Here is an 11,438-nt window from a genome sequence, read left to right as displayed (position 1 = left end):
TTATATTTAAAGTATAAAATTATACTTTAAATATATTTATCATGCACTTAAAGTAAAAAATATAGTGATATAACCTTACTTATTAAACTTTGGGGCAAAAATGGATATTCATGAGAGAATTAATGCTTATCTTCGCGAAAAGAAAATAAGTAAAAAAGAGTTTGCACAAAAACTAATTGCCTCCAATGCTATATTGAAAAATACAGGAGAAGTTCCGTCTGAGGCTACTATTTATGCCTATCTTAATGGTAGAATTGGAATGAAGGCAGAATTAATTCCTTATATTGCAGAGATACTGGATATTCCAGAGCAGCTTTTTTTTGACGAAAATGTTAAAAAAAGAATGAAATTACTTAAGTATCTCTCCTCTTCGTTGTCAAGTTCTGAAAGAGATTACTTGGAAAAACAAATAGGGCTACGTACTATGGAGGATGATTCAAGTGTCTATAGAGGACGCTTGAAAGAGATTACTGAGCTACTTAATTATGCCCCAGAAGCATTTTTGGAAAAACTAGAAGATGCTTTAAGAGAATATAAGCGCATGACTGAAAAATTTACTAAAAATTTCTAGCCAATATCGCTTTTTATGCACAAAATCAAGACTTTCTGCGTTTTCTCTTGTTCCCAGTCTGAAGATGATAAAGCGGCATACGTGAAACAGCGCCAAGCATTCACTTTTTATCTAAAAAACAATGATACTGGCAATTCTTAAAATGGTATTGCAGGCAGCTATACACCATATAATTTTGAGTCTATGTCCTGCTCTTGCAAAAAGTTAACATTTGTGTTAACATTTTGCCTATGAAAGAAATTAGATTTTACAAACTTCTATCAGGCAAATCTCCGATTGAAGATTTTTTAGATAGCTTATCTTCAAAAGAGGCACAAAAAATTGCTTGGGTGTTAAGCCTTGTAGAAGATTTAGAGCAAGTCTCTACGAAATACTATAAGCAACTACACAACACGGATGGAATTATAGAAATTAGAGCTCAAATAGGTAAAAATCATTTTAGATTATTGGGTTTTGAGCACAAGGGCACATTTGTGGTGCTGACAAATGGCTTTAAGAAGAAAGACCAGAAAGTTCCAAAATCTGAAATAGGCTTGGCACAACAAAGACGAAAGGAGTATCTTAAAAATGAGTGATTTGCAAAAATACATCAATAAAAGAAAAAAAACAGATAAAGAGTTTGAAAAAAACTTTGACAACGGTTATGCTGATTTTAAAATCGGTGAAATGCTAAAACAAGCAAGAAAAGAGAGTGGACTAACACAAGAGCAAATTGCATTAGAACTTCATACAAAAAAATCTGCCGTTTCACGAATAGAAAACCATGCTCAAGATATTAGACTATCGACTTTGCAGCACTTTGCGCATATTATGGGAAAAAAACTTAAGGTAGAACTGGTATAGAGGACAAGGTTAGCGGAGGCACAATACACAAAGGGTTTAAAGCCTTACATGTAAAGGTTACTGCTTCGGCCGTTGCAGAAGAATCTTGATGTAAATCAGCACAGAGAGCAAGACAAAGTAGCTGATGATGCCAAGGCCTACGCGTGTTTGTGCGCTGGCGTCTTGGGGCTGAGGATAGGGGGCGCGTGCTTCAAAAAAACTTGGCAACCACTCCAGTCCCAAGACCATCACAGCACTAATGCCAACAATCACCCAAAAGATTTTAAGATTTGGCATCGTATTCCTTTCGTGAGAGCCACGGCAAGATAAAAAACAAGCCCATTAGCACCGTAGAAAACCCCATGCCAAGCCACAATCCCACAGGCGTAGTAGGAAGTTTGCCAAGGACGGTGAGTGCCACAAGGCACACCACGAGCGTCCAAAACCACCAGCGAAAATAGGGCCGCTCATGGGCAGGAACACGGCGCGGGTTTTTGTCTAGCAGGGGCAAAAAGATAAGCCCCGCATTGGCCACCACGAGGCACACCATCCCCACATACGCACCTTTAATCGGTCCAATATCAAAGAAAAAACTCTTTAGCGGTTGCAGCATCCACAAAAAATACCACTCAGGGTAGATGTGCGCGGGCGTGTCGATGGGGTTGGCTGGCATCATATTGAGAGGATCCAGGGCTAGATAGGGATGAAAAAAGGCACAGTAAAAAAAGAACGCAAAAAACACAGAACATGCCAACAAGGGTTTGAGTACGGCGTTAGAAAAAAACGGTTTAGCCTCTTTGGGCGGTTGGGCGCTTTTGCTAAAGCGGGGTTCTTTGGTTACATGTAAGCCTTTGCGGTTAAAGGAAAGCTTTGTGGTGGCGTGCCATTTGAAAAAGTCCGCATGAAAGAGCAAAATACCAATGATACAAAGGGGCATCACGATGATATGCACCACATAAAAGCGCAACAGCGTCACATCGCTGACCGCAAAATCACCCCGCACAAGGCGCATGATGTCTTCGCCCGCTCCTGGAATGTAGGCTAGCAGACTGGTGATGACTTGCGCCGCCCAGTAGCTCATCTGGCCCATAGGAAGCACGTAGCCTGTGAAGCCGATGATGACAAAGCACACGTACAGTGCCATGCCATTGTACCAGTAAATCCGCTTGCCGTGCTTGTAAAACCCAAGGTAAAGCATCCCTAAAAGGTGAATGTAGAGCAACCAAAAAAAGAGCGTCGAGCCCATGGCGTGGATGTTGCGCCACAGCCAGCCGTAGGGAACTTCGTGCATGATGATGGTATTGACACTCTCAAAAGCAAGGGCGCCATCGGGCTTGTAGTGCATGGCCAGAAAAATACCTGAGATGGCCATGAGGATAAACAGCGCCACCATGAGCGTGCCTGTGTAAAGCAAAAGGTTGAAGTTAGGAATGCGCCATTTCATCCGTTAGCCTCCATGAGTTGCGTGTAGGCTTCGCCCGCTTGGCCGATGAGCAATAGCTCCCCTTGAACATTAAAAGGGGGAATCTCTAAGGGCTTTGAAACAGGCCCTCTTAGGGCGTAGCCGTGGAGGTCAAAATAGCCTTGATGGCAAGGGCACACGAACTCTTTGGTGACCTCTTCGTACTTTGGCACACAGCCCAGATGGGTGCAAATACCTATCATGATGGTGTAAAAGTACGCACCAATAGCCACATCGCGCTTGGGGTCAAAAGGCACGGAAGCATCGTGTTTGAAAATAAAAATAGGCCTTTTCAGCCACGAAAAAAAAGAGACAGTGTTGGGGGGCAAAGTGGCGGTGTCGATGAGGGTCGCGGCTTCTAAAAGGGCTTTTTTGGGAGGTTCGAGGGAGCCAAAAAGCGTTCCGGCGGTAAAGTACCCTCCCGTCCCTGCAAGGGCGAGCAAAGAGTAATTGACCAGTCTTCGGTTTTTATCTATCAAAACATCCCTTTGCGTCCACGGTGTATGCGTAACCTTCTTGGGCGAGAAAAAGGCTTTCGTGGACGCATTTTAGCAAAACTAACATCGAAGTTCTCTAAGCCCGTGCAAAAACCACGTCAACCCCAACAAATCCGCACTTCCTCCCGGGCTTAGGTTGCGCTGGATGCACGCTACATCAAAGGTTTCTAGTGCCGCGTCAAGCGCCTCCGCCCCCCTTACATGTAAGCATTTTTTGGCTTCTTCTTGCACAAAGGCCAACCCTTCAAGGCCACCGCGGGCAAAAAGAGTGCTATCTTGAGTTTCGCTCATGAGTAATAGCAGGGTCAATTTTAATGCTACATCTTCGCCGTAGTGTTTGTGGTGTTGGGCGAAAAAAGGGAGAGATTTTTGAAACAGTGTGGGATACCCCGCGGCCGCTTCGCCACGGATGCCTGTGGCATTGGTTTGCAAGTAAAAGCGTTCCCCATGGGTTTTGGGCGTTTTAATCTCCCCTAAGTCGTGTTGCACGAGGTCGCGGCAAAGGTGTTGTATCTCCTTTTGTAATGCGACCATATCTTTGTAGCCCACGCTCCCGATGGCACCGCAAATGACCGCGAGGGAGAAAATCATCCCTTTGTGGGTGTTGATGCCCCCTGTGGCTTCAAACATCGCACCCTCACACGCTTTTCCCGCTTCGCGAAGAGCGGCAAAATCACCCTTACATGTAAGGAACGTGGCGACAAAAGGAGCGATAGCCTTTGCACTGCGGTAAAAGGTTTCCAAGGTCATGTCGCGGTGGCTTCCGTTGTTGGCTTTGTCCACAAGGCCAGGCTTTGGTGTGAGTTCTACCTCTTTGATGAGGGCTTCATAGGCTAGCGCGGTAAGCATCAACACTTTCTTTGATGAAATCTAGCAACGCGTGAAGGGGGTGTTGTTGGCTTCTTGCGCAGGCTTTGGCGGGTGCGTCGCACAAAAAACAGGTTCGGGGGTGTTCTCGCGAGAGGATAGTACCGTCCACGTCAATCACGTCTAGGTCCATAAACCGTCCTAAAGGATGGCGTTCTTCACTCTTACATGTAAGGGTTTTGAGGGTGTGCGCCTTTACATGTAAGGCAAAAAGGGCTTCGTACCCTGTTTCTTTACATGTAAAGACGCGTTCGTGCACTAAAAACGGGTACGTGGCAATCTCCTCAAGGGCGGCGTCAAAAATGTATTTGGCTTCTTCGCTGTTTTTGATGGGGCCGGGGATGTTGAGCGTGAGGCTTAACAGGGGAGAGTTGAACCGCTTGATCAACTCCCGCTGTTTGTGAACCCTTGCGTCTTTGTTGGCAAGAATACTATCGAGCCAATTGTTTGATTTCATCGATAATCGAGCCATCACGGTAGCGAATGTGCGCTACGACCTTGTCGGTGTGGCGTATCTTTTGGGGTTGGCCACACAAGGCGATGGCGCGCTCATGCAAGGCTTCGATGTCCACGATAGTAAGGCCCGCTTTGATGAGGCGCTGTTTAAGCTCAACGTTTCGCGGATGCACGGCGATGCCTTGGTCAGAGACAAACACATCCACACTTTCCCCTGGCGTGACGATGGTGTTGACGCGGCTACGCACGGTGGGAATTCTGCCCCGCGTGAGGGGTGCGACGATGATGGCCAGTTTGGCTTCGGCTGCGGTGTCGCTGTGTCCGCCACTGGCCCCTCGAAGCAAGCCTTTGGAGCCCGTGATGACGTTGACGTTAAAGTTGACATCAATCTCAAGGGCACTCAGTACGACAACATCAAGCTGGCGCACGGCCGCCCCTTTGGAACTAGGATTGGCGTATTCGTTGGCGCTGATTTCGATGTGGTTTGGGTTTTCGCCTAAGGACTTGGCGGCAAATTCATCAAAACTCTGTACGTCTAGGAGTTTTGCGATGAGGCCACGTTTAAGCATGTAAACCATCGTTCCTGTGATGCCCCCTAGGCCAAAACTCGCTTTGATGTTCTTCTCTTCCATTTTTTCACTCAAAAAGATGGTGGTCGCAAGGGAAGCGCCGCCCGTGCCTGTTTGCAAGGAAAAACCGTTTTTAAACAAACCTGAGTGTTCGATGACCCGCGCGGTGCGTCTGGCGAGTAGCAACTCTTTGGGGTTGGTGGTCATGCGCGTAGCCCCTTCACCGATTTTGCTTGGATCTCCCACTTCATCTACCAACACGATGCAATCCACCTGATCTTGGGAAATGGACGCGGGCATGTTGGGGTACTCTTCCAAGCTTTCGCTCAGGGCAACCACGTAATGCGCGTAATGCGCGTCGCTCATGGCGTAGCCTAGGGAACCGCATTTTGAGCGTCCTTTGTAACCACTGGCATTGCCAAATTTGTCGATGCAAGGTACACCAATAAACGCCACGTCTATGGTTAATTCGCCCGTTTCTAACAGGTGAACCCTGCCCCCGTGGGAGTGAATCTGAACCGGCTTGTCCAAGAGCCCATAAGAGATAGCCTCTCCAAGCGCGCTACGAAGCCCTGAGGTGTAAATGTTGGTCACGACGCCGTTTTTGATGTGTTCGATGAGTTCATCGTGCACCGAAGCTAAAGAGCTTGACGCCATGGTGAGGTCTTTGAAGCCCATCTTAGCGATGACGTCCATAACCAAGTTAAGCACCTTATCTCCCCCGCGAAAGGCATGGTGAAAGGAGATGGTCATGCCATCTTTCAAGCCCGATTTTTGGATAGCCTCTTCGATGCTTGGGCAAATCTTTCCCGAACGGTTTTCTTCTTTGACCTCTTTGGTAAAGGGCTGGTACACTGCTAGCTTATGCATTTTCATAATCCCCCATCACGCCTGAAGCGTTTGCTAAGTCTATCACCCACTGGGCTCTTGCAATGATGGGTGCATCGACCATTTTCCCGTCGATGGAGATGACGCCAAGGTGGTGTTTTTTTGCATTCTCGGACGCTTCTAGCACTTCCAATGCCCACTCGATTTCTTTGGGAGAAGGGGCGTAGATGGCGTGGAGTGTTGAAATCTGGTTGGGGTTGACCAAGGATTTTCCATCAAACCCTAAGCCTTTGATGTAACTCACTTCCCGAATAAACCCCTCTTTGTCTTTGACATCAGAAAAGATAGAATCAAAGGCGTTGATTTTGGCGGCGCGCGCGGCGAGGAGGATTTGTGCTCTTGCGGCGGTGAGTTCTAACCCTTCTTTGGTGCGTTGTGTGCGCAAGTCTCTGACAAAATCTTCCGCGCCAAGGGCGATGCCCATGAGCCGTTTGCTACACCTGGCAATGTCTACGGCATTGACAACGCCCAGTGCGCTTTCGATAGCGGCTAAAAGCTTTGTCTCCTTGGTGCTCCCTATCTTTTTTTCAATAGCCTCAATGGCTTTTTGCATCTCTAAAACATCTTCCACGGTGTCGGTTTTAGGGAGCCTGATGATGTCAACGCCCGCTCTAATGACCGCTTCTAAATCCAAAAGCCCGTAAGGACTCTCTAGGGGATTGACCCTCACGGCGGTCTCTACGTCGGCGTAGGTGAAGTGTTGCAAGGCATGGTAGACCATGATTCTAGCAGCATCTTTTTCACTCACCGCCACCGAATCTTCCAAGTCAAACATCACCGTGTCGGGTTTGTAGATAAACGCGTTGCAGACCATGGCAGTGTTTGAACCAGGGACAAATAGCATGCTTCTTCGTAGTTTCACAGTAAGCTCCAATCTGGTGTATCCCCATCTGTCATGGCGCGCAACAAGGCCGCTTGCAAGCGTGCTTTAATCACATAATCAAGCGCCCCTTTGTCGTTAATGTCCACTTTCACAGCGCTAATGCCCATCTTTTCAAGTACACGGTACACAAGGGCTTTGATCTCTTCTCCGTAAAGCTCTTCAACACTGCTCACCAAAGAAATTTCGATGGTTTGGGCAGGTTCTATTTGGATGAGGACATCGCTAGATTCTAAGGTTCCAGCGTATCCACAGCTAGTAATTTGCGTCATTTGCTACCTCTTTCATGAGAAACTCCAGTGTGGTATGAGGGACGATGTGGGAAAGTTCCTCATAGTTTTTTTGTACTAACAACGCTCTGACGCGGGAGGCGGATATGGCTTGGTGCTCAAAGGTCATGCGTTCTATCTCTACGACATGGATAGGCGGGGTGTCTTCTTCTTTTTCTAATAGAACTTTCATGGTTTGGTTGTAGTGGTTGGTGAGTTTGCAGTAAGGTTCTGTCCCTACAAAGCGGTGTGTGATACCAAGGACGGGCGCGAGGTGGTGTTTAAAGATAGACAAATCCAACATAGCGTGCAACGCGTCGATGCGGCCCTTGTCTTTAATAAAATAGGTCGGAAATGTGGCTTTGGAGATGATGTAGTCGGAACCTTCATGCACCGTGACGTTTGGAAGGTGCGCGACCCCTTGTCGAATGAGTGCAAGTCTGTCTTTAAAAGCAAAGGCGCTCGCGTCTTCTTTGACCACAAAAAGATGGAGCCAGGAGGAGCGTTTAGCCGCTTCGGTGACCAAATACTGATGCCCTAGGGTGAAAGGATTGGCATTCATCACGATGGAGCCGATGACCTCGCCTTCTTTTTTGTGTGTCGCCAACTCTTTTTTATATAAGGCTAAATTGTGGGTGTTTTCCATGAGCATGATTTCATCGTTGCATTGCTCGATGAGATGAAACCCGCATTCTTCAAAAAAGGAGAGGTATTTGGGCTTGCTAAACAAGAAAAGTTCTTTTCGTTCTCGCGCGTAAGCCGCGTTTAACAAGTGCGTCATGACAGTTAAAATCAAACCCTCGCCGCGCTTGTGCGGGGCAACGGCGATGCACTTTAGCACGTTTCCTGACAAGCCGCCACACGCAATCATCTCTTCGCCTTCTTTGGCGCTGACATAAACTTCGATGTCGGGTGAGGGGTCTAGCCCTGCGGTGTCTAAAAACGCGTTAACTTTTTTGACGCGCCGCGTGTTGGTGCTGTCAAATTCGTTAAATTTTATCCCTGATGTCATTCACGTTTTCCTCATTTTCGCATTATAACACGTTGCGCCTCGTTGCGGCATAAACGCAAAAAATTACTTTGTTACATGTAAACTAGCAAGGGTATTTGTGGTGAAATATGTTTTCAATACTTTTTTCCAAAAACCTGCCCGATGGCGGTTAAATAATTAAGAATACTTACTATAAAATGCAAACAATAATGTCACAACACGTGCGCTAGTCCAATTACAAAAGGCTTTCCCATGCAACCTCTTCTTTCTGAACAACTGTACATGTTGCTAAAACTTGGAAGCCTTATTAGCACGAAAACCGATCTCATGGAGATTTTAACGATTCTGCGTGATACGGGCAGGGATATTGTGGGCGCGGACCGGTGTTCTATTTTTGTGTACGACAAAGAGACGCACACGCTGTGGACGAAGGTTGCCCATGGTGTGGAAAAAATCACTGTTGATGCCGATTTTGGCGTAGTCGGAAAGGCGATTTTATCCAAAGAAGTGCAAATCGTGGTGGACGCGTACAAGGATTTTCGCTTCAATGCAAGCATTGATCAGCAAACAGGGTATGTGACAAAAAATATTGTGGCAGTACCGTTGCTCAATTACCACGGGGAAGCCATCGGCGTGTTTCAAGCACTCAATAAACGCGACGGTGTTTTTACGACTATTGATGCGGAATTGTTGATTTTGATTGGAAACTACGCCAGTGTTTCGTTAGAAAATGCCATCTTGCACCAAAAACTTCAAACTAGCCAATTTAAAATCATCAACAAACTGACCGAAGCAGCAGAGTTTAAAGACAACGAAACCTCCGCTCACACCAAAAGAGTAGGGCTTTACAGTGAGCTTGTGGCTCAAACACTGGGGCGTGATGAGGCCTTTTGCCAACTTCTTCGGCTCACCGCCCCCATGCATGACATCGGCAAAATCGGTATCCCTGATTCCATCATTAAAAAGCCAGGATTGTTAACAAGCGAAGAGTTTATTGTCGTAAAGACCCATGCGATGATTGGTTATAACCTTCTTAAAGACCCAGAGGATGAAGTCTTAACCATGGCGGCAAATATCGCCAGAGACCACCACGAAAAAGTGGCAGGCGGCGGGTATCCCGATGGTAAAAAAGGCAAAGAGATTTCCCTAGAGGGGCGCATTGTTGCAGTGACGGATGTGTTTGACGCATTGACCTCGCGACGCCCTTATAAGGAACCGTGGAGTACGGAGCGTTCGTTGGAGTATATTGAAGAACTCCAAGGCGTTCAGTTTGATGCAGACGTGGTGGATGCGTTTTTAAAAAACGAAGAGAAGATTGTTCAAATCCGCTTGCATTTGGAAGATTAACTACAAACTCATAAAAGAATCACGGATGCACGCAAGGGTGCGTGGTATCGCTTCGTGGTTCAAAAAATCCACTTGAACTTGGTATATCAGTGTTTCTTGGCTGTAAAATTTTGCGTGGATATAGCCTAAAAAACTCTTGGCGTCGGGGTTTTTCTTGCCGGGATCCAAGGTGTCATTTTCTACAACGGTTATCTCTACATGTAAAGGCAAGCGGGTGGTGAGGGGTGCACCAAAAACCTCCTCTACGGAAGCTTCGATTGTTGTTTTGGGGACAAGAGTAAAGAGTGTGGAGGTTTTATAAGAAGCGGGAGAAAGGTGCAAGGAAGCACTAAGCGTGCGCGTTTGGGTAGCGATACTAGCAAGCGCTTTGGCATCATGCACGCGCTCAAAAACGGTAACCCCTTGGTGGCAAGGGAGACGTTTTGTGGCGGCACCTGTTTTTGTTGCTTCTTGGTACGCCGAAAAGCCAAGCAAGAGAACAAGGGCACCCAAGAGAGTGTATAGGATTATTTTTTTCATAAAGGTATGATACAAAAATCTAAGTTAAATGATAATTATTTATTATTTCAAAAAGAGAGAACTTACGAGAACGCACCACTTTTATCTAGCGCCCAAGCAACACCCTCTGAGGGGTGTTTGGGCTTAAGATTTTAGAATTTATAGGTTCCACGAAAACGAAATTGGTCACCGTCTTTGTCTTTTCCGATGGTTTCGTATTGTCCTGAAACGCTGAGTCCTTTAAGAAATCCTCCAAAACCGTAAGAAGCATAAAAGCCTGTGTAAGAGACTTTCTCGCTGCTCGTGTCAGTATGCACATAAAGCGTGCCAACTTTGGCTGCACTGGTAAGGGCGTAGTCTAGGCTAAGCGCATAAGCTTCCATGTTGGGTTCGTAGTTGTAAGACCCAATGAGCGAGTAGGTGTACATGGTATCTGAACCATTGCCCGCGCCATGGACAAGGTAGCCTCCTGGAGCATCGTCGTTAGAAACTTTTGAATACGCCAAGTAACCGCTCAGACCCTGGGCGCTAGCCCCTGCTTTGAGGGCGTAAGCATAGATGGAATCGTTAGCACCTGAGGTGTATTTGTTGGCCCAGTATTGGCCGGCAAGGTTGTAGTCAAGTTGGTTAAGTTTATTGGCATAAATGGCTTCAGCATAGTAAATGTTTAAATCACTTTGGGCGGTTTGCTCATCAATATGGGCCCATGCGCCAATAAGAGTAAGGTTGGGAATGGATTTATTGATGGCATAAAGGGAATAGGCACCATCGTTATAGTTTTTAAATTTGCCCACGTCCCCATCTTTGTCGGTGCGTGCTTGAAATTTATCCACATACACTGCCCCTAATACGGTGTTTGGGACGTTGGTGTTGGTGATGTGGGCGCCTTCAAAAGATTCACGGATAAGGCGTGAACCACTGCTGGCTACCAAAGGTGTGCTCATGAACATTCGTCCGTATTTGGCGGTGGTTTTTTCAAAGGTGTAGGAAAGGTATGCTTCAGAAAGCTGTGCACCTTGGGCCCACATGTCGTTGCGAAACATTGTTTTGCCTCCATCGTCAATGAAAGGCGTGCTGCTAGATTGGAAGGTGGCGCCTGCTTTAAAGCCCATGTATTCATCGGTGAGGTATTTTAACATTAGGCCTGCGGCAACAATGTCTTCTCTGTCGGTGCCATTGTCTTTGTTAAAGTAAAAAGCCTTGATTTCACCCGAAAGGCTACCATTTTTAAAAGCATCCGCAAGGGTGTCTGCGGCAAATAGTTGAGAAGATAGCGCTAGTGTTGTTACAGCGGCGAGACTAAGTCGAGCAAATTTCATTT

Annotated in this window: 15 protein-coding genes; 4 read left to right on the top strand and 11 right to left on the bottom strand. The window is 46.6% G+C overall.

What is annotated here, in order from left to right; all coding sequences use genetic code 11:
- Positions 1 to 100 precede the first annotated feature (100 nt).
- The 3 genes from AC5SLM_RS04275 to AC5SLM_RS04265 all read left to right on the top strand — a co-directional run bounded on the left by AC5SLM_RS04275 (position 101) and on the right by AC5SLM_RS04265 (position 1,414).
- Positions 101 to 571 carry a hypothetical protein gene (locus AC5SLM_RS04275; RefSeq protein WP_495249695.1) on the top strand — a complete coding sequence of 157 codons (471 nt, stop codon included), beginning with the start codon at positions 101 to 103 and terminating at the stop codon, positions 569 to 571.
- 230 nt (positions 572 to 801) lie between these two features.
- A complete protein-coding gene (locus tag AC5SLM_RS04270) occupies positions 802 to 1,146 on the top strand; it encodes a type II toxin-antitoxin system RelE/ParE family toxin (protein WP_495249694.1) in 345 nt (114 codons plus the stop codon).
- Positions 1,139 to 1,414: a helix-turn-helix domain-containing protein gene (locus tag AC5SLM_RS04265; protein WP_495249693.1), complete on the top strand. Its 276-nt coding sequence runs from the start codon at positions 1,139 to 1,141 to the stop codon at positions 1,412 to 1,414. Before AC5SLM_RS04270 ends, AC5SLM_RS04265 begins: the two co-directional genes overlap by 8 nt.
- 57 nt (positions 1,415 to 1,471) lie before the next feature.
- Here the strand turns inward: AC5SLM_RS04265 and AC5SLM_RS04260 are convergent, their stop codons facing one another.
- The 9 genes from AC5SLM_RS04260 to citC all read right to left on the bottom strand — a co-directional run bounded on the left by AC5SLM_RS04260 (position 1,472) and on the right by citC (position 8,293).
- Positions 1,472 to 1,690 carry a hypothetical protein gene (locus AC5SLM_RS04260; protein WP_495249692.1) on the bottom strand — a complete coding sequence of 73 codons (219 nt, stop codon included), beginning with the start codon at positions 1,688 to 1,690 and terminating at the stop codon, positions 1,472 to 1,474.
- Entirely contained in the window at positions 1,677 to 2,837 is a 1,161-nt protein-coding gene (locus tag AC5SLM_RS04255) for a cytochrome b (protein ID WP_495249691.1), read from the bottom strand. The genes AC5SLM_RS04260 and AC5SLM_RS04255 overlap by 14 nt, the downstream gene beginning before the upstream one ends.
- On the bottom strand, positions 2,834 to 3,334 hold the full coding sequence (locus AC5SLM_RS04250) for a QcrA and Rieske domain-containing protein (RefSeq protein ID WP_495249690.1): 501 nt from the start codon (positions 3,332 to 3,334) through the stop codon (positions 2,834 to 2,836). The genes AC5SLM_RS04255 and AC5SLM_RS04250 overlap by 4 nt, the downstream gene beginning before the upstream one ends.
- Positions 3,335 to 3,412: 78 nt before the next feature.
- The gene (citG, locus tag AC5SLM_RS04245; protein WP_495249689.1) at positions 3,413 to 4,201 is read right to left on the bottom strand and encodes a triphosphoribosyl-dephospho-CoA synthase CitG; all 789 of its coding nucleotides are present in this window, start codon (positions 4,199 to 4,201) and stop codon (positions 3,413 to 3,415) included.
- Complete coding sequence (gene citX / locus AC5SLM_RS04240) at positions 4,179 to 4,676, bottom strand: citrate lyase holo-[acyl-carrier protein] synthase (protein WP_495249688.1); 498 nt, start codon at positions 4,674 to 4,676, stop codon at positions 4,179 to 4,181. The genes citG and citX overlap by 23 nt, the downstream gene beginning before the upstream one ends.
- Positions 4,651 to 6,120: a citrate lyase subunit alpha gene (gene citF / locus AC5SLM_RS04235; protein WP_495249687.1), complete on the bottom strand. Its 1,470-nt coding sequence runs from the start codon at positions 6,118 to 6,120 to the stop codon at positions 4,651 to 4,653. Before citF ends, citX begins: the two co-directional genes overlap by 26 nt.
- Positions 6,107 to 6,976, bottom strand: a complete 870-nt coding sequence (locus tag AC5SLM_RS04230; protein WP_495249686.1) for an aldolase/citrate lyase family protein — start codon at positions 6,974 to 6,976, stop codon at positions 6,107 to 6,109. Before AC5SLM_RS04230 ends, citF begins: the two co-directional genes overlap by 14 nt.
- 14 nt (positions 6,977 to 6,990) lie before the next feature.
- Positions 6,991 to 7,284 (bottom strand): citrate lyase acyl carrier protein, encoded by a 294-nt coding sequence (gene citD / locus AC5SLM_RS04225; protein WP_495249685.1) that lies wholly within the window; start codon positions 7,282 to 7,284, stop codon positions 6,991 to 6,993.
- On the bottom strand, positions 7,268 to 8,293 hold the full coding sequence (citC, locus tag AC5SLM_RS04220; RefSeq protein ID WP_495249684.1) for a [citrate (pro-3S)-lyase] ligase: 1,026 nt from the start codon (positions 8,291 to 8,293) through the stop codon (positions 7,268 to 7,270). The genes citD and citC overlap by 17 nt, the downstream gene beginning before the upstream one ends.
- A gap of 231 nt (positions 8,294 to 8,524) precedes the next feature.
- Here citC and AC5SLM_RS04215 point away from each other — a divergent pair, with 231 nt between their 5' ends.
- Positions 8,525 to 9,619, top strand: coding sequence for an HD-GYP domain-containing protein (locus AC5SLM_RS04215; protein ID WP_495249683.1), 1,095 nt, complete (start codon positions 8,525 to 8,527; stop codon positions 9,617 to 9,619).
- Here the strand turns inward: AC5SLM_RS04215 and AC5SLM_RS04210 are convergent, their stop codons facing one another.
- Both AC5SLM_RS04210 and AC5SLM_RS04205 read right to left on the bottom strand, forming a co-directional pair.
- A complete protein-coding gene (locus tag AC5SLM_RS04210) occupies positions 9,620 to 10,138 on the bottom strand; it encodes a hypothetical protein (protein WP_495249682.1) in 519 nt (172 codons plus the stop codon).
- A gap of 131 nt (positions 10,139 to 10,269) precedes the next feature.
- Positions 10,270 to 11,436, bottom strand: coding sequence for an OprD family outer membrane porin (locus tag AC5SLM_RS04205; protein ID WP_495249681.1), 1,167 nt, complete (start codon positions 11,434 to 11,436; stop codon positions 10,270 to 10,272).
- Positions 11,437 to 11,438 lie beyond the last annotated feature (2 nt).

Source organism: Sulfurospirillum sp. HTRB-L1 (genome assembly GCF_059415125.1).
This window is presented reverse-complemented; position numbering and strand designations above follow the sequence as displayed.